Here is a 20,951-nt window from a genome sequence, read left to right on the forward strand (position 1 = left end):
GTCTACGCTGCCTGTCGCGGAATGCCGATCACGAAACAGGCTCCCCCCCCTTCGGCCGTCTCCACGCTAAGCGAGCCGCTATGCGCTTGAACCACGCTATACGCAATCGCAAGACCTAGCCCCGTGCCCGAACCGACGGGTTTCGTCGTGAAGAAGGGCTCGAATATCTTTTCCCGCAGGGTCTCGGGAATACCGGGCCCGGTATCGCTGATGCGGATCACGTCCGTCTCGGGCAATTCCTGGGTGACGATGGAGATGGTGCCGGATTCCGGCATGGCATCGGCGGCATTGCCGAGGATGTTCATGACGACCTGATTGAGGAGGGCGGGGGTGCAATGGATCTCGGGCCGGCCCGAGAAGTCGCGTTCGACGGTAATTCGTGTCCCGAGCTTGTGCTGGATCAGTGCCAGCACCGTCTCGATCGATTCGGGTACGTTGACGAGGGTGCGCTCACCTTCGTCGAGCCGCGAGAACTTGCGCAGGTTCAGGACGAGATCCTGGATACGCGTGAGGCCCAGGCGCATGGAGCCGACACGGTCGCGGCACTTGGCGAGCGACCGGTGCGACGCGAGTTCCGCCTCGGAATCCGCGATCTCGCCGAGCAGGCGCTCGACCGTGCCCTGATGCGCGAGGATGAAGGCGAGGGGATTGTTGATCTCATGGGCGATGCCCGCCACGAGCTCGCCGAGGGACGCCATCTTGGCGGCCTGGACCAGCTTGGCCTGGGCATCCGTGAGCTTGCGGTTGGCGGTGGCGAGATCCTGGTTGGCCTGTTCGAGGGCACCCGCCAGAGCGGCACGCGCCTCGGCCGCCTCGGCCTCGGCACGCGCGCGTTCGAGGGCGCGCTCGCGAGCACCGAACTCGCCGGCGATGCGACGGTCGTCTTCTTCCAGAAGCTTGCGCCGGACCAGGCCCCTGACGCGGATGACGAGGACTTCGCCATCGGCCTTCGAGACCACGTCGTCGGCCCCCGCAGCGTAGGCTTCCACCAGGAAATCCTTGGCCGGCGCGCTGCCGGCGATGCCGACGAGGTGGAACGTCGGCGCTCCCGCCTCCCGCGCCTCGATCCCGGCCGCCCGGCGGCGGTCGATGGCCCTGCATAGGGCGAGGCCGTCATAGGCGGGGCCGAGGAGGTCGATGGTCACGCAATCGAAGGCGGCGTCGGCCTCGTCGAGGGCGGCGAGGGCGGAATCGTGGGTGGCGGCGGTACGGACCTCGTGGCCCTCATGCGCCAGGAGGCCGGCGAGGAAGGTGCGATAGGTCGCACTGCCATCGACCACCAGAACGCGTCCGCGCCGGAACGCCGACACGCCCGGCCCGTCGCCGGGGGCGCTACCGCCATGACGCTCGCGCAGGAGGGCACGGATGCGCAGGATCAGGATGTCCCGGTCGGCGGATTTCGCCACATAGGCGTCGGCACCACTCTCCAGCCCCTGGCGTTCACCGTCGCGGGCGCCCGTGAGCATCAGCAGGGGGAGAGCACGGGTACGGAGCGACAGGCGCAGCTGACGGGTGAACTCGTCGCCGTTCATTCCCGGCAGGTGGTGGTCGGCCACGACGAGGTCGGGCAGGCGGGTATTGAGATGGTCGAGGGCCATTTCGGCCGTGGGACAGCGCTCCACCGAAAAGCCGTGGCTCTCCAGGAGCAGCCGCAGTTCCAGCGCCTGCGTCTCGGAATCCTCCACCAGCAGGATGCGAGGCCGGGGTGCAGTCTCGTCGGGTATGCCGGTCCCGCTCATGCGAAGGGGTCCGCCGCGGCGAGGCCCGGGAGAGCGAGCCGGACGAGATGAGGCGCGACCCGGTCGAGCGGGAGGATCGCGGAGGCTCCCGAAAGGCGGATCGCCGCCGCCGGCATGCCGAACACCACTGCGGTACTCTCGTGCTCGGCAACGGTCTGGGCGCCGGCCTGGCGCATGGCCAGAAGGCCCATGGCGCCATCCTCGCCCATGCCGGTGAGGAGCACACCGATGCCGCGCGCGCCGGCATGGCGGGCCACCGAGGCGAACATGACGGTGGCGGCCGGGCGTTGGCCGCCGACGGGCGCAGCATCCAGGAGGCGGAGGTTTCCGCCGGGCGCCCATTCGAGGTGCCTGTCGCCCGGTGCCACGTAGACATGGCCCGGTTCGGCCCGCTCGCCATCGGCGGCGAGCCTCACCGGCAGGGAGACGACGCCGTTCAGCCAGGAAGCGAAGCCTTCCATGAAGGCCGCCCCCATATGCTGGACCACGAGGATCGGGAGCGGAAACCCATCCGGCAACCCGCCGATGACGCGGGCGAGGGCAGGCGGGCCGCCGGTGGAGGCGGCGATGGCCAGAACGCTCGCGGCGTCCGAGGCGGCCGAGGGCGCGGCGAAGTCCGACGGCGACAGGGCGGCCGACCGGCGTCCGGCCCATTCCGAGCCGATCGGCCGGCGACGGATCACCGGCACCTCGGCCATGATGCGCAGCTGCGTGCAGATCTCGGTGGAAACGGCGTCGTAGCCGGCATTCGTCGTCGCCACCGGCTTTTCGACGACGGAGAGCGCACCGGCGCGCAGCGCGTTCATGGAGATGCGCAGGGAGGAATCCTCCACCGAATCGGCGATGACCACGATCGGCGTCGGCCGCTCGGCCATGATCCGGCGCGTGGTCTCCAGCCCGTCGATGCCGGGGAGGCGTATATCCATCGAGATGACGTCGGGGCGGGCAGTGGAGAGTGCTGCGAGCGCCTCTTCGCCGGAGGCGACCGCCGCCACCACTTCCAGGCGCGGATCGCGGCCGACGATGTGGCGCAACAGCTCCCGCACCACGAGGGAATCCTCCACCAGCATCACGCGCAGGCGGGCGCCCTGTCTCGTGATCTGAGACGCCTCGACGGATCTCTGTTCGGTGTCACTCACAACAATTGCCCGATCGTATCGAGAAGCTGGCGCTGGTCGAACGTCTGTTTCGTCAGATAAGCATCCGCGCCGAGACCGAGCCCCCGTGCGACATCGTCGGCATCCCCCCGCGAGGTCATCAGGATGAGGGGAAGGCGGGCGAAAGACTCGTCCGCCCGCAGGGCTTTCAGCAGGCCGAACCCGTCGAGGCGCGGCATCTCCACATCGGCCACGACGAGATCCACATGCTCGATCCCGGCGCGGAGGCGGTCGAGCGCATCCTGCCCGTCGACGCAGACGACGACGCGGTAGCCCGCCGATTCCAGAATGCCCTTCTCCAAGGTTCGCGTGGTGATGGAATCGTCAACGACCAGGATCGTCGAACGTCGCGGGAGCGCGGCTGTTCCGGTGCGGTCTTCAACAGGCTCGGGCGCAGCGTGATTCGTCTCGGTCGCACGCGCCGCGAGGCCGTCGGGATCGAGGACGAGAACCGGCGTATCGCCGCCCAGGACGACGGTGCCCGAGATCAGGCGCGGATCCGCGCCGATCGGCGGCGCCGGCAGAACGAGGAGGTTTCGGACGTCGCGCAAGGCATCGATCCGCAGCACCCATGACCGGCCGCCCGAGCGCATCAGCACCGCCGTCACCGTGTGTCCCTCGCCCGGGCGGCTCTCCTCGCCCGTCACCCCGACGAGGCTCGCCAGATCCACGAGGGGAAGGGACAGATCCTCGCCGCGCTCCCTCGGCAGACGCACCATGATCCTACCCATGGCGGTGTAGAGGCTCGACCGGTCGAGGCGCAGGAGACGTTCCACGCTGGCGCTCGGCAGGGCGAAGAGCAAGGCACCGACATCGACCAGCAGCAAGGTCCGCCGCGCCGCCGAAAGCGGCAGATGCATGATCAGCGACGTCCCGGCCGGAACACGCGGCTCGAGCCGGACGCTGCCCCCGAGACGTCGGACCGCGTCGGCGACGACGGAGAGGCCGATGCCCCGGCCGGACAGGGTATCGACGGCGGAGGCGGTGGAGAAGCCGGGCTCGAACACCAGCGCCAGAAGGGTATCGGGGTCGCCGTCGCCGGCCCCGATCAGGCCCCGCGCTCGCGCCGTCGCCTCGATGGCGCGCAGGTCCGGCCCGCGCCCGTCGTCATGGATGCCGAGGACGAGCCGGCCGCCGCGCACGGCGATGTCGAGGGTGATCGAAAGTGCGGGCGGCTTGCCCTGGCGTTCACGCTGCTCGGGCGTCTCCGCGCCGTGGCTCAGGGCGTTGCGCAGGGCGTGGAGGACCGGGTCCTTCAGCGATTGCAGCATGGCGCGGTCGACGGGCAGATCGAGACCGCGCGCGACGACGTCGATCTCACGACCGGATTCTCGCGCCATGTCGCGGAGCGCACGCGGAAACGCACCGAAGACGGTCTCGGCCGGCACGAGGGTCAGGCGCTCGGCCTCCCGCCCGATCCGGGTGGAGGCCGCTTCCGCCGAGGCGATGATTCCGGTGCGGATCTGGGCGAGCTGCGCCGCATCGCGGGCGAGCGCGAGGAGCGCCGTCTCGAAGCCGCGCAGCTCCGCTCTCATGGCGTCGAGGGCGGATTCCGCCGTCTCGGCATCGGAGGGGCGAGGCCGGGTCGTACCGGATTGCGCCTTGCTCCCGCGAAGGCTCTCGGCCCGGCGCCCGAGGGCGGCGGCATCCCGCTGGAGCCGAGCCAGACCTTCGCCCACCGCGGATTCCGCCCCGAGGGCGCTGGCGAGCTCATGCGAGGCCCGCGTGAGCGCCTCCACCGCATCCGCCGGCACGCGCAGGAGCACTCCCGGATCGCTGCCGGGCTCGGTGGGAGTCGATGCAGGTTTCTGCAGTCCCGCTTGCGCCGGAACACTCTCCGCCGGTGGACCGGGCTGCCGAGGAGGGGGCTCGACGGGAGCGGCGGGAGGGTTAGGCTGAGCCGGGGACGGCCCGGCGAGGCAGCGGTCGAGGGACGCGAGCGCATCCGCCGGCATGGCCGGGTCCGCTTCGCCCTTGAGCGCGGCGACATAGGCTTCGATCCGGTCCAGGGCGAGATGGACGGCGCCCGTCGCCTCCCGGTCGAGGGTGCCGTCACCGGCGACGATCCGCTCGAACAGGGTCTCGAGCCGATGCGCCACGGCTTCGACCTTCGGCAGGTCCACGGCCCGCGAGGCGCCCTTCAGGCTGTGTGCCCGGCGGAACACGTCGTTCCAGTCGGGAGGCACGTCCCCGGCCGCACCGGCCAGGGCGGCGCGGATCGCGTCGATATGTTCGCGATGCTCGACCTCGAAGGCCGCGAGGAGTTGCTGGCGGATATCCATGGGTGGCGGTCGCCCGGCCTCTCCCCTCAGTGCCGGTATCGGTCGGCGAGCGTCAGGAGCGCCTGGGCGAGTTCGGTGAGATTGGCGGAGGCCGCTTCCACCTCACGGGTCCCGGCGGCGGTCTGCTGGCTCGCCTGCCGGATGTTCTGGAGGGCCCCCATCACCTGCTCGATTCCGAGTTGCTGCTGGTTGGTGGAGGCGACGATCTGCTGGAAGGTCTGGACGCTCTCCTCGACCTTGGCGGTGATCTCCTCGATGGTCCGCTGGGTCGTGTCCGAGCGGGCCTTGCCCGTGCTCGTGCGCTTGACCGCCTCTTCGGTGAGCATGACCGAGGTGTTGATGCCCCTCTGGATCTCCGACAGGATGGTGCGCACCTGCGCGGTCGCCGCCTTAGCCTGATCGGCCAAAAGCTTCATCTCCGAGGCGACCACGGCGAAGCTCCGGCCGCTCTCGCCCGCCGCCGCCGCTTCGATCGCCGCGTTGAGCGCCAGCAGATGGGTGCGCTCCGAGATGTCGTTGACGGTGGTGATGATCTCGCCGATCGCCTGGGTCTTCTCGCTGAGGGATACGATATTGCCGGCGACGGCCTCCGCCTGCTCGCGGATGGCATCCATGGCCTTGGCCGTATCGGCGACAGCCCTGAGGCCTGCCCGCGAGATCTGCGCGGTGGATTGGGCCGTAGCGATCACCTCGCTCGCGCGCTTGCCGATCTGGGCTCCGGAATGGGTGATCTCGTCGACCGTGGCGGCGGTCTCCTGCACCGCTGCGAATTGCTCCTCGACGCTGGCCGCCTGTTCCTGGGCGGAAGCGCGGATCTCGGCGGCGGCGGCATTGAGGTCGGACGTGGCCGCCCGATTGGTCCGGGCGAGGTCGGCAAGGCCCGAAACCATTCTGTTCAAGGTCGATGCGAGACGGCCGATCTCGTCGCCCCCCGTACGGTCGAGGGTGCGGGTCAGGTCGCCCGATCCGACCTGCTCGGCGAAGGCCATGACCTCTTCGAGGGGCTTCACCACGCCCCGGCGGATGAGGCCGGTGACCACGATGCTCAGAAGAACGCACAAGGCGAGGATGAGCACGATGGAAACGAGGCTGCGCTCGTAGATGTCGGTAGCCCGGCGCTGACCGGCATCGATCCCCTGATCGAGCAGGTCGCGGGTGCGGTCGAGATCGCGCAGGAACTCGTCCTGCAGGCGGTTCAGATCGGAGTTGCGAGCCTCCACCCCATCGACATCCTTGGCCGCGATGGCGGAAAGCTGAACTTCGCTGGCGGTCCGCAGCTTCCGGAAATCCGTGGCGGCAATAGTCGCGGATTCACCGAGCCTCTTCCAGATCGCGGCACGCTCCGGCGACGGCGCCGTCGCGGAATAGCCGTCGGCGGTGCGGACGGTATCGACGAGGATAGCCTCGGATTCGGAGGCGACGCGGCGCCAGGTGTCGATGATCGCGGCGATCTCGGTATCGGGCCGGTTGCGCATCAGCGCGGCGATCACGCCGTTGCGCCGAAGGTTGCCGAGGTCACGAGACTTGTTGCCGAGATCGTCGAGCTTGCGCGCGATGGTGAGGTCCCGCGAGACGATCGTCGTCGTGTTGTCGCGGACGGCCCCGATCTGGCTCAGCGCATAGGCGCCCAGTCCGACCATCACCAGGGTGACGACGACGAAGCCGAAGAGGATCCGTTTTCCAATCGAGATCGACACGCTTGGCGATGCTCCGAAACCGCTCGACGGGGAAAGGCCCGGATGAGCCTTACCGTCAGCTTTGAGGCAGGTATCGCCGCAGGAGGCGCGGCAGATCGATGACGACGAAGCCGGCCTCGCCGCCCTGGCGGGCGGCGTCCTGGCCGGGTGCCGGTGCATAGCCCGAAACCGCGTCCGCACCCAAGCCGCCGAGATGAAGCGGGGCACTCGCGAAGGCGCCGTCCACATCGCTGACCGCGAGAACCCGGTCGACGGCGAGGGCGAGCGGCATGATCCCTCCGCGAAGCACGAGGATATGTCCGGCCGAGGCCGGCATGTCGCCAGGCCTGGCCGAGACCGGTCGCCGCAGCGCACCGGACAGGCTGAGGACGCTGACGACGCGACCGGACAGGGCGATAAGACCCAGCAGCTCCGCCGGCGCCCCCGGCACCGGCGTATAGGAACGGGCCGGCACCACCTGCGCCACCGCCTCCAGGGGCAGGCCGTAGCGATCGTCGCCCGACTGGCAGACGAGGAAGGGCGTCATCGCGACCCGAGCCGTGCTCTCCCGTCCACGGCGGGCCAGGGCCACGGTGCGCTCGGCGAGGAGGGTGGCCACGTAGGGATCGACCTCGGCAGTCCCGGCGGGCGGTTCGATCACGATACGGGTTTCCTCATGCGCATGCGGGCGGCATCGGCATTGGCGACCAGTTGCCCGGCGGTCAGGCCGTCTCCTTCCGCCACGGAGGCGTCGGACGGCTGGGCCCGGCCGAAGCGGATGGCGTTGTCGAAGGCGCGATCCGCCTCCGCGTGCCGGCCGATGGCGGCGAGCAGAAGGCCGAGCTGGTAATGCGCCATCGCGAAGCTCCGGTCGAGATAGAGTGCCCCGCGCAATGCCCGCTCGGCCTCGGCCTCGCGCCCGAGCCCATAGGCGAGAAGCCCGTCATAGTAGTGGAGTCGCGCGTCCGTGGGCGTGGCGAGGAGGGCATCGCGGACCATGCGCCAGCCCTCGGCGATCCGACCGGAATCCCCCAAAGCCCGGATCGCATCGAGAACCGTGTCCGGATCTTCGGCTTCGACGGGCTCCGCGAGCGGCGGGATGGTCTCGACGACGGGGGGTGGAAGCGGGACGAATCGCGGCAGTTCGACGACGGGGGGAAACGGCTCCGCGACCGTCACCGGGGGCAGGACGATGGGCGGCGCGGGAGGCGTGACGGCGACGGCATCGCCGCCGAGCGGTCGGTAGGCCACCGTACCGGGCAGGTTCATGGGCTGCAGCGTGCCGGCGAAGGCCGGGTTCGGCTCGGCATGGCCGATGAGCAACCAGCCATCCGGCACAAGCCGGCGTCCCAGGGCGCGCACGATTCCGAGGACAGCATCGGCCTGAAAGTAGATCAGCACGTTGCGGCAGAGGATGAGGTCGAAATCGGCGAAATGCGACGGCGCCGTACCGTCGAGCAGACTCATCAGGTTGTGGTGCTCGAAGCGCACCATCCTTCGAAACTCGGGCCGCAGGGTGAAGCTGCCCTCGCGCGCGATCCCCGGCACCGAAGGGCCGCAGACGAAGTAGCGGGCATGCTCTTCCGGCGGCAATGTCCGCAGGGCCCAACGCCCGAACAGCGCCGCCCGCGCCGTCGCCAGCGCTTCGGTGCTGATATCCGTGCCGGTGATGTCGATCCGCCACTCGTGCAGCGCATCGCCGAGGAGTTCGTGGATCAGGATCGCGATGGAATAGGGCTCCGCCCCGGTGGAACAGCCGGCGCTCCAGATCCGCAGGGACTTCGCCTCCGCCCGCGCGGCGATCAGGCCGGGCAGGATGGTCCCGCGCAACGCCGCGAACTGCTCGGCGTAGCGGAAGAAGAAGGTCTCGCCGATGGTGATCTCGGCCTCCAGGGCGGCCCATTCCGCCGGTCCGGTGGCCTCGCCGTCGAGATGTGCGAGATAGGCCCGGGAATCGGCAAGGCGGCAGGCCTTGAAGCGCTTGCGCAACCGGTCGAAGAGTAGATCGTCCTTGTCTGCGTAGTAGTGATGCCCCGTCCGGGCGATCACCTTGTCCTTGAGGGCGGGAAACCCCGGATCGATCTCCGCGACGGCACGCACCGGGCGCTTCATGCGGCGGACTTCCCAGACAGAACCACTGTCAGGCGTGCCTCGTTCGGACGCGGCATGCGGCTCACGCGTCTTCAAGACGGGCGAGATCGGACAGGCGTGCGGCGGCGGCCTCCGTCAGCGCCTGCACGCGGCGGCGCTCCTCGGCGTCGAGGAGCCGTTCCATGCCGAGGATCCGGGTGAGCTGCTCGCCCTGTACGATCTCGCCGACGACGCAGCCGTTGAGACTGGTCTCCGCCGCCCGCGCACGGACGGCGTCCGGGGCGACGAGAACCAGATCGCGGGCGCGGTCCACCAGGATCGCCGTGCCGCGATCGGCCGACAGCAGCAGGTGGCGGTAGGGATCGCCCTCCCGTGCGGGCATGGGCGGCAGCATCAGGAGCCGGCCGAGATCGATCACCGGCACCGTCGTCCCGCCGAGATCGAGGAACCCGGCGAGCCAAGTACCCATCAGGGTGGGCGGATGGAGGAGGGGGAGGGGCAGGACCTCGCTCACGGACGAGCGTCGCATCGCGAAGCCGGTGCCGGCCACGTCGAGGATGAGATAGGCCGTCATCTCGGGCTGAGGCATCGTCCCGGCGGGGTCTGAGGAAGTACGATTTCGGATCCCCGCCAGATAGGACGACAGGGCGCTCCGGCGCAAACGGGTTCGTCATCCCGATGTCGCCGGATGCAAGGCGATCGAAGGCTGCCGCGCGCAGCCAAGAGAGCGGCCGGGGCACAACCTTCCGGGCCGAACGGAGCGGTCTCGCCGTACCGTCGAAAAGCCGCTTGACCTGGAGCGCACTCCAGCTCGTAGACAGCCTTTACCGAAGGGGTTTCGCGATGAGAATCAGTGCCTTCGCAGCGAGGAGCGGGCTCAGCGTCGACACGCTTCGATACTACGAGCGGATCGGATTGCTCCCTCGCAGCGGGCGCGATTCCGGCGGTCGGCGGGATTACGGAAGCGACGACCTCGTCTGGGCGACCTTCCTGCGCAAGCTCCAGGCGATGGATATGCCCATGCGCGAGCGGCTCGCATACAGCCGTCTGCGTGCGGAGGGCGATGCGACCCTCGAAGCCCGTCGCAGTCTCCTCGAGGCACATCGCATCGCGCTGATCGCGCGCAGGTCGGAACTGTCGGACCTCATCGCGGGACTGGATGACAAGATCACCCACTACCGGGCCCTGGAAGCAACGCGCGAGAGCAAGGACAATGACGATGACCCGACGTACCGTGCTGACCTCAGCAACGGCCCTCCCGCTGGCGGCCCAACATGCCGAGGCGCAGGAAGCACCGACTGAAACCCGCTATCAACGCGGACTGGCTCAGCTGGAGGCCATCAGCGGCCCGCACGGCGCGGCGGTCGTCAGAAGTCTCGACGACATCGCGCCCGATCTCGGCCGATACATCGTCGAGTTCGCTTACGGCGACGTGTTTTCCCGCGACGGGCTCGATGTGAAGACGCGGGAGATCGCCACAGTCGCCGCCCTCACGGCGATGGGAACGGCCGCGCCCCAACTCAAGGTCCACATGCAGGCCGCCCTCCGCGTCGGCGTGACGCCGGCGGCCTTGATCGAGACGATCATGCAGATGATTCCCTATGCGGGGTTCCCTGCGGCGCTCAACGCCGTGGCGATCGCACGCGACGTTTTCGCCACCGACCATCGGTGAGCCGACCTCTGATTGGCCGTTGACCGTGATGGATTGCTTCTATATTCAGACCCCTCGAAATGTCGATTCGCCATTCGGCGGGTCACAGAGCAAAGTTTTCAAGTCGATGCGTGTCATCCTTATCGTAACGAAAGCGCCACCGACGGGGCGGTCCTGACAGCAGGATCGCGATCCGGATGGTGGCGCATGCAGGGTCCTTCGGGGCCCTTTTTTGTTGCCTGAGCCAAGACGTGACACGGAACGAGCAACCGGGTTTCAGGGAGTTGAGACGATGAGCGGCGAGGTCATGACCGGGGCCGAAATGGTCATCCGGGCGTTCCGGGATCAGGGTGTCGATACGCTGTTCGGGTATCCGGGCGGTGCGGTGCTGCCGATCTACGATGCCCTCTTCCACCAGGAAGAACTGAAGCACGTCCTCGTGCGCCACGAGCAGGGCGCTGTCCATGCGGCCGAGGGCTATGCCCGCTCCTCGGGCAAGGTCGGCTGCGTCCTCGTCACCTCCGGCCCCGGCGCCACCAACATCGTCACGGGCCTCACCGACGCGATGCTGGATTCGATCCCCCTCGTCTGCATCACCGGCCAGGTCCCGACGCACCTGATCGGCACCGATGCGTTCCAGGAATGCGACACGGTCGGCATCACCCGCCACTGCACGAAGCACAATTACCTGGTCAAATCGATCGACGACCTGCCGCGCATCCTGCACGAGGCCTTCTTCGTCGCCTCGAACGGCCGGCCGGGCCCCGTCGTGGTCGATCTGCCGAAAGACATCCAGTTCGCCAGCGGGATCTACGAGCGCCCCACCCATAACGGCCACAAGACCTACCGCCCCGCCTTCAAGGGCGACGCGCAGGCGATCCAGTCGGCCGTCGAGCTGATGGCGGGCGCGCGCCGTCCGGTTCTCTATACCGGCGGCGGCGTCATCAATTCCGGCCCGCACGCCTCGGCGCTCCTGCGCCAGCTGGCGGAGGTCACCGGCTTTCCCGTCACCTCGACCCTGATGGGTCTGGGTGCCTTCCCGGCCTCGAACCCGCAGTTCCTGGGCATGCTGGGCATGCACGGGACCTACGAGGCCAACCTCGCCATGCACGAATGCGACGTGATGGTCTGTATCGGCGCTCGGTTCGACGACCGCATCACCGGCCGTCTCGACGCGTTCTCGCCCTTCTCCAAGAAGATCCACATCGACGTCGATGCCTCCTCGATCAACAAGGTGGTCAAGGTCGATGTCGGCATCGTCGGCGATTGCGGCTCGGTGCTCGAAGACATGCTGGCGGCCTGGAAGGCCCTGCCCAAGCGTCCCGACCAGGGCCGCTTCGACGAGTGGATGGCCAAGATCCGCACCTGGAAGGCGCGGGACTGCCTCGCCTATTGGCCGTCGGGCACGATCATCAAGCCGCAATACGCGGTGCAGCGCCTCTATGAGGCCTGCAAGGACCGGAAGACCTTCATCACCACGGAGGTCGGCCAGCACCAGATGTGGGCGGCGCAGTACTTCAAGTTCGACGAGCCGAACCGTTGGATGACCTCCGGCGGCCTCGGCACCATGGGCTACGGCCTGCCCGCGGCCATCGGCACCCAGCTCGCCAATCCGGACGGTCTCGTCATCGACATCGCCGGCGAAGCCTCGATCCTGATGAACATCCAGGAGATGTCGACCGCCGTGCAGTATCGCCTGCCGGTCAAGATCTTCATCCTGAACAACGAGTATATGGGCATGGTGCGCCAGTGGCAGGAGCTGCTGCACGGGTCGCGCTATTCGCAGAGCTATTCGGAAAGCCTGCCGGACTTCGTCAAGCTGGCGGAAGCCTATGGCGCCAAGGGCATGCGCTGCGACAAGCCGGGCGAGCTCGACGGGGCGATCGCCGAGATGCTGGCCCATGACGGCCCGGTCATCTTCGATTGCATCGTCGACAAGAAAGAGAACTGCTTCCCGATGATCCCGTCGGGCAAGGCGCATAACGAGATGCTGCTCTCCGACTACCTCGGCGAGACCGGTATGGACCTCGGTGACGTGATCTCCGAGGAAGGCAAGATGCTGGTCTGACCGGCGGCGCGGAGGAGAGACGTCATGAACGCCATGAACACACACTACCCCGATGCCGGTCGGGTCGAGCCGATCAACCGGCACACCCTCGCCGTCATCGTGGACAACGAGCCGGGCGTCCTCGCGCGGATCGCGGGGATGTTCTCGGGACGCGGCTACAACATCGAGAGCCTGACCGTGTCGGAGACCGAGGTGGCGCGCCACATCTCGCGCATCACCATCGTCACCGCCGGCACCGATGCGGTGATCCAGCAGATCAAAGCCCAGCTCGACCGCCTCGTGCCCGTGCACCGGGTCGTCGACCTCACGCTCCAGGGCAAGGCCCTCGAGCGTGAGCTCTGCCTCGTCAAGGTGGCGGGTACCGGTGAGCACCGCACCGAATCGCTGACCCTCGCCGCCGCCTTCGGCGCCAAGACCCTGGACGCGACCCTGAACTCCTTCGTGTTCGAGGTCACCGGCACCACCGAGGAGATCGACCGCTTCATCGGCCTGATGACGGTGATCGGCCTCGTGGAAATCTCCCGCACGGGCATCGCGGCCATGGGGCGTGGCTCCGAGGCGATGTAGGTACGACGCCGCGAGCGGTGATAAGGTCCTGCCTGCAACTCGGAGGGTGAGGCGATGGAAGCCAAAATCATTCGCTGGGGTGATGATCTCGTCGTGAGATTGTCGCCGCAAGCCGTGACGCAGCTCGGCGTGAACGAGGGTGAGACGGTGGAAGTGCTGTCGAAGCGGCAAATTCCGGCGTCGGGAGCACGACGCACCGTGAACGGCGTCGCGGTCCCGACGCTCGCTGAAATGATCGCCGAGATGGACCGATTGGGTCCGTCTCATCGCCCCGCCCCCCTCGATTGGGGACCGGACGTGGGTGCGGAGATCATTCGTGACGATTACGACCGCTGACCACCCGGTCCCAGAGGCTGGGGATGTCGTCTGGGTCGATCTGAGACCGACACTCGGTCGAGAACAGAGTGGCATCCGTCCGGCTGTCGTCTTGTCCGATGTGACCTTCCACCTGCGAAACGCGACAGCGATCATCTGTCCGATCACGAGCAACGTCACGCCCTGGCCGACGAAAATTCTCCTTCCGGATGGTCTGGTTGTCTCCGGCGCCGTTCTCCTCGACCATATCTGCTGCGTGGATCGCGCGTCCCGCGGATTCCGACGCGTCGGCGCACTACCGCCGGATATTCTCTTGAGGATTCGCCTGGGCATCGCAGAACTGATCGGCTTGCCCGCAGCGGTTGCCAACACATGAGTTCCCCATGACCACCCTCTACTACGCCCCCGGCGCCTGCTCGCTCGCCTCCCACATCGCCCTCGAGGAGACGGGAGCACCCTACGAGACCGTGCGGCTCGACCTCGCCAAGGGCGACCAGCGGGCGGCCGAATACCTCGCTATCAACGAGCGCGGCCGCGTGCCGGCGCTGGTGGAGGAGGATTGGGTGCTCACCGAGAACACCGCCATCCTGCGCCACATCGCGCGCAGTCATCCGCAGGCCGGCCTGTGGCCGCAAGCGCCCCGCGATCAGGCGCGGGTCGACGAATGGCTGGGCTGGCTCTCCACCGGCCATCATATCGCCTACGCGCATATCCGCCGGGCCGAGCGCTACGCGAGCGATGAGACGGCCTTCCCGGGCATCCAGGCCAAGGGAGTCGAGACCTGCGGCGACCTCTTCACGATGGCAGAGGTCAAGCTCTCCAACGGCGGCTGGGCCGTCGGCGAAGCCTACAGCGTCGCCGATCCCTACCTGCTGCTGTTCTGGACCTGGGGCCGGGGACCCGCGCTCGGTTTCGACATGGCAGAGCGCTTTCCCCATTGGACCGCACATGCCCGCGCCATGGCGGCGCGGCCCGCCGTGCAGGCCGTGTTCGCCCGCGAAGGCCTCAAACTGCCTGAATAAGGTTCGACCGGGGGTACACCGCCTCTTGTCCGGGAAACCGAATCGGCCTATGCCGCCGCGTACCGTACGGTACGGTACTGGTTTTCTGGAAGCATGAGCGCGACGGTCGCACGCGACGAGACGGTGCATGAGGCGCCCTCGGCCCGCCAACAGGCGGTGCTCGATGCCGTGCTCGCTCTCCTCGTCGAGGAGGGCGACCAGCTCACCATGGATGCGGTCGCGCGCCGGGCGAGTTGCTCGAAGGAAACCCTGTACAAGTGGTTCGGGGACCGGGACGGCCTCCTCACCGCCACGGTGCGCTGGCAAGCCTCGCGCGTCCATGCGGGGCGCGACGCGGTGGGCGCGCTCGATGCGGCGACCCTGCGGGAGCGCCTGCTCGATTTCGCCGTGACCTGGCTCGATGTGATCGCGGGCCGCACCTCGGTGGTGCTGAACCGCATCGCCATCGCGCATGCCGGGTCGCGCAAGGGCAACCTCGGCGCCATCGTGCTGGCGAACGGGCGCCTCGCCATCGGCGGGCGGGTCAAGCCCCTGCTCGAAGCGGGCCGTGCGGCCGGGCTCCTCGCCTTCGAGGACAGCGAGACCGCCTTCCGGACCTTCTTCGGTCTGGTCGGGCGCGACGTCCAGATCCGACTTCTCCTCGGCGACGCGCTCGACCTCGACGCCGCCGAGATCCGACGCGACGCGGCCCGCGCCGTCGACCAGTTCCTGGCCCTCTACGGCCAGGCCCGTCCCTGACACCCCACGAAGAGAGGAACCAACCCATGCGGGTCTATTACGATCGTGACGCCGACCTCAACCTGATCAAGGGCAAGAAGGTCGTCATCGTCGGCTACGGCAGCCAGGGCCATGCCCACGCCCTCAACCTGCGTGATTCCGGCGTGAAGGGCATCGTCATCGCCCTCCGCGAGGGCTCGGCCACCGCCAAGAAGGCGGAGCACGAGGGCTTCACGGTGATGAACGTCGCCGACGCCGCCAAACAGGCCGACGTCGTCATGATGCTCACCCCAGACGAGCTCCAGGGCGACATCTACAAGGAGTCGCTCGAGCCGAACATGAAGCAGGGCGCCGCCCTCCTGTTCGCCCACGGCCTCAACGTCCACTTCAACCTGATCGAGCCCCGCAAGGACCTCGACGTGCTCATGGTCGCCCCGAAGGGCCCCGGCCACACCGTGCGCGGCGAGTACCTCAAGGGCGGCGGCGTGCCGACCCTGATCGCCATTGCGCAGGACGCCTCCGGCAATGCGCACGATCTCGGACTGTCCTACGCTTCGGCGAATGGCGGCGGCCGCGCCGGCATCATCGAGACGACCTTCAAGGAAGAGTGCGAGACCGACCTGTTCGGCGAGCAGGCCGTGCTGTGCGGCGGCCTCGTCGAGCTCATCAAGGCCGGCTTCGAGACCCTGGTCGAGGGCGGCTACGCTCCCGAGATGGCCTATTTCGAGTGCCTCCACGAGGTGAAGCTCATCGTTGACCTCATCTACGAGGGCGGCATCGCCAACATGAACTACTCGATCTCCAACACCGCCGAGTACGGTGAATACGTCACCGGCCCGCGCATCGTCACCGCCGAGACGAAGGCCGAGATGAAGCGCGTGCTGGACGATATCCAGTCGGGCAAGTTCACCCGCGACTGGATGCTGGAGAACAAGGTCGGCCAGACCTCGTTCAAGGCCACCCGCGCCAAGCTCGCCCGTCACCCGATCGAGGAAGTCGGCTCGAAGCTCCGTGGCATGATGCCGTGGATCTCCGAGAAGGCCCTGGTCGACAAGTCCAAGAACTGATTTTTTGTGATGGGTGGCCGGGCTTCGCTCGGCTGCCTCATCGCGGAGAAAGCCGGCCTCGTGCGAGCGGGGCCGGCTTTTTCGTGCGCGACCGGGCAAGGAAGTTTATGTCGGGAGATGACGCTCCCATTGCCCGCCCCTCGATCTTGCGAAGGCCGCCGTCTCCCGAACCAGTGCGGAAGAGCGGCGATCTCTCTGCCGTCATGGCATCTGACCGAGCGTCTCCTCGACGAGGCGAGGGTTCTTGTCGAGGAGAGCCAGGAGTACGCGCGCCGGCCCCTGAGGCTGGCGACGTTGATGCTCCCATTGCCTGAGAGTTGCGACGGGCACGCCTATGCTCGCGGCGAAGGCTGGCTGTGCCTTGCCGGTCCGCCTGCGGATCCCGGCGACATCGACGGTCTCGGGAACATGGACGACGAGACCGGCCGGCATCCCTCCCTGGGCGTGTTCCTCGGCTTCCCGCAGAGCGGAAAGGGTTCGTTCGAAAATATCCCTGCCCATGGTCGACCTTGCTCCTGTGAGAGGGCGATGCCCTGGTTGCCGTATGGATGCGCGTCACCTTCCACGCTTCTGCCAATGCGCCTTGATGGAAAGCGTTAGCCGAGCCAGTTGCTGGACTTCCGCCGGCGAGAAGTTCTCCCGGTCCGCCTTGCTCAGAACCGCCAGGAGGTAGACCGGTGCATCGGGCCCGACATAACAGCGAGAACGCGATAGCCGCCGCTCTTGCCCTTGCCCCGCCCGGCGACGCGCACCTTACGGATACCACCCGAGCCGACGATGAGATCACCCGCCTCCGGGTTCGCGGCGAGCATGTCCTTGAGGGCCGTCCGAGTTGCGGCCGGCATGCGCTCGGCATCCGCATCCCTGACGAACTCGGAGGTTTCCGCGACCGTATGCAGGGGCGAGGGCGTTCCAATCGTCTAAGCCAACACCGCCCATACGTCAACGACGTACGCCACCGACCTCCATGAGCGATCCGGCCCGGCAGTCGGCGGCTCTGAAGGGAAGGGGGGAGGGACGGACGCTCCCCGTTGTACTCTTAAGCAAATCCGGCGATCATGCTCCGTAACGGCTGCCCATCTGAGAGCGGCCGAAGGTTGGAGGACACCCATGGCTTCGCTCTATTACGACGAGCATCGCGCGCTTCAGGAAGAGTACAACACCGTCAAGCTCGCCGAGCGTCTCGACACCGGCTGGGTGCATGACGAGATCGGCCCCGACGAGGCCGCCTTCATCGGCAGCCGCGACATGTTCTTCCTGTCCACGGTCGATCCCGACGGCATGCCCACCGTCTCCTACAAGGGCGGCAGCACCGGCTTCGTGAAGGTGCTCGACGCCAACACGCTGGTCTTCCCCGGCCTCGACGGGAACGGCATGTGGTACTCGATGGGCAACATCGAGGGTCAGTCCAAGGTCGGGCTGCTGTTCATCGATTTCGAGACCCCGCACCGTGTCCGCGTCCAGGGACACGCCCGGATGCTGCGCGACGATCCGCTGATGGCCGAATACACCGAGGCCAAGTACCTCGTGAAGATCGAGGTGACGAAGGCCTGGGTCAATTGCCCGCGCTACATCCACAAGTACCAGAAGGTCTCGCAGAACAAATACGTGCCGCGCCCCGACAAGGAGACGCCGCTCGCCCTGTGGAAGCGTCTCGACATGGTCGGTGACGTGATCTCGGACGAGGACAAGGCGCGGGTCGAGAAGGAAGGCCAGCTCGCCCTGCCGGAATACGAAGCACGCGTGGCGCGCGGCGAGAGCTGAAACCCGGCCGCGCACCGTCCCGGCCATCGCATCCGGGTCGGTGCGCTCAGCAGGTTCGCGTCGGCGAGCCAACGCTTCACCTCGCTTAGACCCTTGAAGTATCGCAGGTTCTGGGACGCAGAACCGGTGACCACTTTTGCGAGCCTGCTTAGTCCGCCCGGCGGGCGACGATGAAGACCCGCGGGAACGCGAGCAGGCGTCCCCCGTCGCTGCGCGGCGGATAAGCCGCATCGATCGCCGTCGCGTAGGCGGCGAGGAACCCGGCCATGTCCTCGGGGTCCAGCGGGTCGAGGAAGGGCCGGAGCCCGGTCGCCCTGACCCATTCGACGATGGCGGCGGCATCCGTCATCGGGTGATGATAGGCGGTGCGCCAGACATCGACCTCGGCCGCGAGGGGCGCCAGGAGGTCGTAATAGCCGGCCGGCTCCAGCATCCGCCCGAGCCGCCCGGCCACGACCGGATCGCCGATGGCCCCGGCCCAGGGACCGGCACCCGCCACCTCGCGCATCAACCGGTGCGAGGGCTCGGCGAGATTGTCGGGCATCTGCAGGGCGAGCACGCCGCCGGGTGCCAGGAGGCCGAGGAGCCGGGGCAGGAGCACCGGGTGGTCGGGCAGCCATTGCAGCACGGCGTTGGCATAGATCAGGTCCGGCGCCTGCTCGGGGATCCAGGTCGCCGCATCGGCCGTCGCGAAGGCGAGGCCGGGCAGGCGGCTCCTCGCACGCTCCAGCATCGCCGGCGAGGTGTCGAGGCCGATCACCTCCGCCTCGGGAAAGCGTGCAGTGATGAGCGCCGTGGAATTGCCGGGGCCGCATCCGAGATCGTAGACGAGGTGCGGGGCTTCGAGAGGCACACGGGCCAGGAGCTCGGCCGCCGGACGGGTACGCTCGTCTTCGAAGCGGGTATAAAGGGCTGGGTTCCAATCGGCCATCGTGCTCACCCTTCCGCTCCGTCGTCGTCAGCAGCCGAGCTGGTCGGCCAGATCCGTGAGGTCACGGGCTGCATAAGTGACCGGAACATTGGGCGCCGTTTCGCCACCGCCCGGCCCGTGCTCGCGCGGGCGGGCGATATGGGCGGTGGACAGGCCGTGGCTCGCCGCTGCCGCGAGGTCGCCCGAATGGGCGGCGACCATCAAGGTCTCCGCCGGAGCGAAGCCGAAGGCCGCCACCGCATCGTGATAGAGGGCCGGTTTCGGCTTGTAATCGCGGGAATGGCCGGCACCCAGGATCGCGTCGAAGATCAGCCCGTTGCGGCGGGCGAGGTCGGCCATCAGCCGGATATGACCGTTCGAGTTTGGCGCCAGGAGGTGGCGCGTCCGAAGGCGCCGCAGAGCGTGCGGTACGTCGGGCCAGGCGTCGAGCCGGTGCCAGGCCTGGACCAGTTCCCGCCGTGTGGCATCCGACGCGCCGACGATGCCGAGCTCCGCCAGAACGAGGGGCAGGGACTCCGCATGGAGGGTATCGAGGTCCACGAAGGGCCGGCCCCCCGAACGCACGGTCTCCATCGAAGGCCCGTAGTGCCGGCGCCACGCATCCGCGAAAGCGGCGGCATTGAGGGTGGGCGCCTCCGCGCCGAGGAGGCGTGCGGCCTCGCGGGCCACTCCCGAGCGCCAATCGACGAGCGTCCCGAAGACGTCGAAGACGAGCGCTCGGATCATTACCGGACGGTCCGCAACCGTGGCCCGCGCCGGACGAAACCGACAATGTCCTTCACCGCGTCCAGCGTCGGGGCCGCGATGGCCTCGGCGCGCTCGGAGCCATCGGCGAGGACGGAGTCGATATAGTCGGTGTCGGCCACGAGACGCTTCATCTCGGAGGCGATCGGCGCGAGGGTTTCCACCGCGAGCTCCACCAGCGCCCCCTTGAAGGCCGAGAACTGGGCACCGCCGTAATCGGCCAGCACCTCGTCGCGGGTGACGCCCTTCAGCGCCGCGAAGATGCCCACGAGGTTGTCGGCTTCGGGCCGTGCGGCCAGACCGGCCGTCTCGGAGGGGAGGGGCTCGGGATCGGTCTTGGCCTTGCGCACCTTGTTGGCGATGGTATCCGCCTCGTCGGTGAGGTTGATGCGCGAATTGTCGGACGGGTCCGACTTCGACATCTTCTTGGTGCCGTCCCGCAGGGACATGACGCGGGCGGCCGGGCCGCCGATCAGCGGCTCGGTGATCGGGAAGAAGCCCGCGCCCGCATCGTGCCCATGGGCGGAGATCGACTCCGAAAAGTCGTTGTTGAACTTCTGGGCGATGTCGCGGGTCAGTTCGAGATGCTGCTTCTGGTCCTCGCCCACCGGCACGTGGGTGGCGCGGTAGGCCAGGATGTCGGCCGCCATCAGCACCGGATAGGCGTAGAGGCCGACGCTCGCGTTCTCCCGGTCCTTGCCGGCCTTGTCCTTGAACTGGGTCATGCGGTTCAGCCAGCCGAGGCGGGCGACGCAGTTGAAGATCCAGGCGAGCTCGGCATGGGCCGGCACCTGGCTCTGGTTGAAGACGATGCTGCGCTTCGGGTCGATGCCGGCGGCAAGGAAGGCGGCCGTGACTTCGCGGATCTGGCCCTTCAGGGCGGCCGGGTCCTGCCACAGGGTGATCGCGTGCATGTCGACGACGCAGTAGAGGCACTGCGCGTCGCGCTCCTGCATCTCCACGAAGCGCTTGATCGCGCCGAGGTAATTGCCGAGATGCAGGTTGCCCGTGGGCTGGACGCCCGAGAACACGAGCTCTGTGAACGCGGTCATCGCGCGTGGTTCCTATGGCGTGATGGCGAGGGAGAAGCCGACGCTCGGGTCAGGGCACCGACGTTTGCGTTCTGAACGGCTCACCATGGGTGGTCAAGGTGCACAGCT

General features: G+C 67.9%; 22 protein-coding genes. 10 read left to right on the plus strand and 12 right to left on the minus strand.

Going from position 1 to position 20,951, the window contains the following annotated elements; translation table 11 throughout:
• Positions 1 to 2: 2 nt before the first annotated feature.
• The 7 genes from AC0IXR_RS20575 to AC0IXR_RS20605 all read right to left on the minus strand — a co-directional run bounded on the left by AC0IXR_RS20575 (position 3) and on the right by AC0IXR_RS20605 (position 9,519).
• The gene (locus AC0IXR_RS20575; RefSeq protein ID WP_471761938.1) at positions 3 to 1,739 is read right to left on the minus strand and encodes a response regulator; all 1,737 of its coding nucleotides are present in this window, start codon (positions 1,737 to 1,739) and stop codon (positions 3 to 5) included.
• Entirely contained in the window at positions 1,736 to 2,809 is a 1,074-nt protein-coding gene (cheB, locus tag AC0IXR_RS20580; RefSeq protein WP_471762007.1) for a chemotaxis-specific protein-glutamate methyltransferase CheB, read from the minus strand. The genes AC0IXR_RS20575 and cheB overlap by 4 nt, the downstream gene beginning before the upstream one ends.
• Before the next feature lie 65 nt (positions 2,810 to 2,874).
• Positions 2,875 to 5,178, minus strand: a complete 2,304-nt coding sequence (locus tag AC0IXR_RS20585) for a hybrid sensor histidine kinase/response regulator (protein WP_471761939.1) — start codon at positions 5,176 to 5,178, stop codon at positions 2,875 to 2,877.
• 26 nt (positions 5,179 to 5,204) lie between these two features.
• A complete protein-coding gene (locus AC0IXR_RS20590; RefSeq protein ID WP_056427397.1) occupies positions 5,205 to 6,875 on the minus strand; it encodes a methyl-accepting chemotaxis protein in 1,671 nt (556 codons plus the stop codon).
• Positions 6,876 to 6,930: 55 nt separating this feature from the next.
• Complete coding sequence (locus tag AC0IXR_RS20595) at positions 6,931 to 7,515, minus strand: chemotaxis protein CheW (protein ID WP_311276721.1); 585 nt, start codon at positions 7,513 to 7,515, stop codon at positions 6,931 to 6,933.
• Positions 7,512 to 8,966 carry a CheR family methyltransferase gene (locus AC0IXR_RS20600; RefSeq protein WP_471761940.1) on the minus strand — a complete coding sequence of 485 codons (1,455 nt, stop codon included), beginning with the start codon at positions 8,964 to 8,966 and terminating at the stop codon, positions 7,512 to 7,514. The genes AC0IXR_RS20595 and AC0IXR_RS20600 overlap by 4 nt, the downstream gene beginning before the upstream one ends.
• A gap of 61 nt (positions 8,967 to 9,027) precedes the next feature.
• Positions 9,028 to 9,519, minus strand: coding sequence for a chemotaxis protein CheW (locus AC0IXR_RS20605; RefSeq protein ID WP_471761941.1), 492 nt, complete (start codon positions 9,517 to 9,519; stop codon positions 9,028 to 9,030).
• 269 nt (positions 9,520 to 9,788) lie between these two features.
• Between AC0IXR_RS20605 and AC0IXR_RS20610 the strand changes: the two genes are divergently transcribed.
• The 9 genes from AC0IXR_RS20610 to ilvC all read left to right on the plus strand — a co-directional run bounded on the left by AC0IXR_RS20610 (position 9,789) and on the right by ilvC (position 16,352).
• Entirely contained in the window at positions 9,789 to 10,247 is a 459-nt protein-coding gene (locus AC0IXR_RS20610; RefSeq protein ID WP_471761942.1) for a MerR family transcriptional regulator, read from the plus strand.
• On the plus strand, positions 10,165 to 10,617 hold the full coding sequence (locus AC0IXR_RS20615) for a carboxymuconolactone decarboxylase family protein (protein WP_419953906.1): 453 nt from the start codon (positions 10,165 to 10,167) through the stop codon (positions 10,615 to 10,617). The genes AC0IXR_RS20610 and AC0IXR_RS20615 overlap by 83 nt, the downstream gene beginning before the upstream one ends.
• A 271-nt stretch (positions 10,618 to 10,888) precedes the next feature.
• Positions 10,889 to 12,664: an acetolactate synthase 3 large subunit gene (locus tag AC0IXR_RS20620; RefSeq protein ID WP_471761943.1), complete on the plus strand. Its 1,776-nt coding sequence runs from the start codon at positions 10,889 to 10,891 to the stop codon at positions 12,662 to 12,664.
• Positions 12,665 to 12,688: 24 nt separating this feature from the next.
• Positions 12,689 to 13,231, plus strand: a complete 543-nt coding sequence (gene ilvN / locus AC0IXR_RS20625; RefSeq protein WP_018044192.1) for an acetolactate synthase small subunit — start codon at positions 12,689 to 12,691, stop codon at positions 13,229 to 13,231.
• 54 nt (positions 13,232 to 13,285) lie between these two features.
• Positions 13,286 to 13,567, plus strand: coding sequence for an AbrB/MazE/SpoVT family DNA-binding domain-containing protein (locus tag AC0IXR_RS20630; protein WP_207412087.1), 282 nt, complete (start codon positions 13,286 to 13,288; stop codon positions 13,565 to 13,567).
• Positions 13,548 to 13,922, plus strand: coding sequence for a type II toxin-antitoxin system PemK/MazF family toxin (locus tag AC0IXR_RS20635; RefSeq protein WP_471761944.1), 375 nt, complete (start codon positions 13,548 to 13,550; stop codon positions 13,920 to 13,922). Before AC0IXR_RS20630 ends, AC0IXR_RS20635 begins: the two co-directional genes overlap by 20 nt.
• Positions 13,923 to 13,929: 7 nt before the next feature.
• Positions 13,930 to 14,568, plus strand: coding sequence for a glutathione S-transferase family protein (locus AC0IXR_RS20640; protein WP_471761945.1), 639 nt, complete (start codon positions 13,930 to 13,932; stop codon positions 14,566 to 14,568).
• Positions 14,569 to 14,661: 93 nt separating this feature from the next.
• Positions 14,662 to 15,306 carry a TetR/AcrR family transcriptional regulator C-terminal domain-containing protein gene (locus AC0IXR_RS20645; RefSeq protein ID WP_471761946.1) on the plus strand — a complete coding sequence of 215 codons (645 nt, stop codon included), beginning with the start codon at positions 14,662 to 14,664 and terminating at the stop codon, positions 15,304 to 15,306.
• 26 nt (positions 15,307 to 15,332) lie between these two features.
• On the plus strand, positions 15,333 to 16,352 hold the full coding sequence (ilvC, locus tag AC0IXR_RS20650) for a ketol-acid reductoisomerase (protein WP_019904456.1): 1,020 nt from the start codon (positions 15,333 to 15,335) through the stop codon (positions 16,350 to 16,352).
• A gap of 201 nt (positions 16,353 to 16,553) precedes the next feature.
• Here ilvC and AC0IXR_RS20655 read toward each other — a convergent pair whose 3' ends face one another.
• Complete coding sequence (locus tag AC0IXR_RS20655) at positions 16,554 to 16,853, minus strand: helix-turn-helix domain-containing protein (RefSeq protein ID WP_471761947.1); 300 nt, start codon at positions 16,851 to 16,853, stop codon at positions 16,554 to 16,556.
• 152 nt (positions 16,854 to 17,005) lie between these two features.
• Positions 17,006 to 17,197, minus strand: a complete 192-nt coding sequence (locus AC0IXR_RS20660) for a hypothetical protein (protein ID WP_471761948.1) — start codon at positions 17,195 to 17,197, stop codon at positions 17,006 to 17,008.
• 265 nt (positions 17,198 to 17,462) lie between these two features.
• Between AC0IXR_RS20660 and AC0IXR_RS20665 the strand changes: the two genes are divergently transcribed.
• Positions 17,463 to 18,116: a pyridoxamine 5'-phosphate oxidase family protein gene (locus AC0IXR_RS20665; RefSeq protein ID WP_018044186.1), complete on the plus strand. Its 654-nt coding sequence runs from the start codon at positions 17,463 to 17,465 to the stop codon at positions 18,114 to 18,116.
• A 148-nt stretch (positions 18,117 to 18,264) separates the two neighbouring features.
• Here AC0IXR_RS20665 and tam read toward each other — a convergent pair whose 3' ends face one another.
• Genes tam through trpS form a run of 3 tightly spaced genes read right to left on the minus strand, consistent with a single transcriptional unit; the run spans position 18,265 to position 20,843 of the window.
• Positions 18,265 to 19,047, minus strand: a complete 783-nt coding sequence (tam, locus tag AC0IXR_RS20670) for a trans-aconitate 2-methyltransferase (protein WP_471762009.1) — start codon at positions 19,045 to 19,047, stop codon at positions 18,265 to 18,267.
• 27 nt (positions 19,048 to 19,074) lie between these two features.
• Positions 19,075 to 19,773 (minus strand): haloacid dehalogenase type II, encoded by a 699-nt coding sequence (locus AC0IXR_RS20675; protein WP_471761949.1) that lies wholly within the window; start codon positions 19,771 to 19,773, stop codon positions 19,075 to 19,077.
• Positions 19,773 to 20,843, minus strand: coding sequence for a tryptophan--tRNA ligase (gene trpS / locus AC0IXR_RS20680; RefSeq protein WP_419953899.1), 1,071 nt, complete (start codon positions 20,841 to 20,843; stop codon positions 19,773 to 19,775). Before trpS ends, AC0IXR_RS20675 begins: the two co-directional genes overlap by 1 nt.
• Between the last annotated feature and the right edge of the window lie 108 nt (positions 20,844 to 20,951).

The organism is Methylobacterium sp. AC832 (assembly GCF_979256025.1).

Coding starts and splice junctions, on each gene's coding strand:
- ilvC (WP_019904456.1), top strand. CDS start 15,333: ATGCGGGTCTATTACGATCGTGACGCCGACCTCAACCTGATCAAGGGC.
- AC0IXR_RS20640 (WP_471761945.1), top strand. CDS start 13,930: ATGACCACCCTCTACTACGCCCCCGGCGCCTGCTCGCTCGCCTCCCAC.
- AC0IXR_RS20630 (WP_207412087.1), top strand. CDS start 13,286: ATGGAAGCCAAAATCATTCGCTGGGGTGATGATCTCGTCGTGAGATTG.
- AC0IXR_RS20605 (WP_471761941.1), bottom strand. CDS start 9,519: ATGACGGCCTATCTCATCCTCGACGTGGCCGGCACCGGCTTCGCGATG.
- AC0IXR_RS20620 (WP_471761943.1), top strand. CDS start 10,889: ATGAGCGGCGAGGTCATGACCGGGGCCGAAATGGTCATCCGGGCGTTC.
- AC0IXR_RS20615 (WP_419953906.1), top strand. CDS start 10,165: ATGACCCGACGTACCGTGCTGACCTCAGCAACGGCCCTCCCGCTGGCG.
- AC0IXR_RS20665 (WP_018044186.1), top strand. CDS start 17,463: ATGGCTTCGCTCTATTACGACGAGCATCGCGCGCTTCAGGAAGAGTAC.
- tam (WP_471762009.1), bottom strand. CDS start 19,047: ATGGCCGATTGGAACCCAGCCCTTTATACCCGCTTCGAAGACGAGCGT.
- AC0IXR_RS20660 (WP_471761948.1), bottom strand. CDS start 17,197: ATGCCGGCCGCAACTCGGACGGCCCTCAAGGACATGCTCGCCGCGAAC.
- AC0IXR_RS20585 (WP_471761939.1), bottom strand. CDS start 5,178: ATGGATATCCGCCAGCAACTCCTCGCGGCCTTCGAGGTCGAGCATCGC.
- cheB (WP_471762007.1), bottom strand. CDS start 2,809: ATGCTGGTGGAGGATTCCCTCGTGGTGCGGGAGCTGTTGCGCCACATC.
- AC0IXR_RS20675 (WP_471761949.1), bottom strand. CDS start 19,773: ATGATCCGAGCGCTCGTCTTCGACGTCTTCGGGACGCTCGTCGATTGG.
- AC0IXR_RS20655 (WP_471761947.1), bottom strand. CDS start 16,853: ATGGGCAGGGATATTTTCGAACGAACCCTTTCCGCTCTGCGGGAAGCC.
- trpS (WP_419953899.1), bottom strand. CDS start 20,843: ATGACCGCGTTCACAGAGCTCGTGTTCTCGGGCGTCCAGCCCACGGGC.
- AC0IXR_RS20645 (WP_471761946.1), top strand. CDS start 14,662: ATGAGCGCGACGGTCGCACGCGACGAGACGGTGCATGAGGCGCCCTCG.
- ilvN (WP_018044192.1), top strand. CDS start 12,689: ATGAACGCCATGAACACACACTACCCCGATGCCGGTCGGGTCGAGCCG.
- AC0IXR_RS20600 (WP_471761940.1), bottom strand. CDS start 8,966: ATGAAGCGCCCGGTGCGTGCCGTCGCGGAGATCGATCCGGGGTTTCCC.
- AC0IXR_RS20575 (WP_471761938.1), bottom strand. CDS start 1,739: ATGAGCGGGACCGGCATACCCGACGAGACTGCACCCCGGCCTCGCATC.
- AC0IXR_RS20610 (WP_471761942.1), top strand. CDS start 9,789: ATGAGAATCAGTGCCTTCGCAGCGAGGAGCGGGCTCAGCGTCGACACG.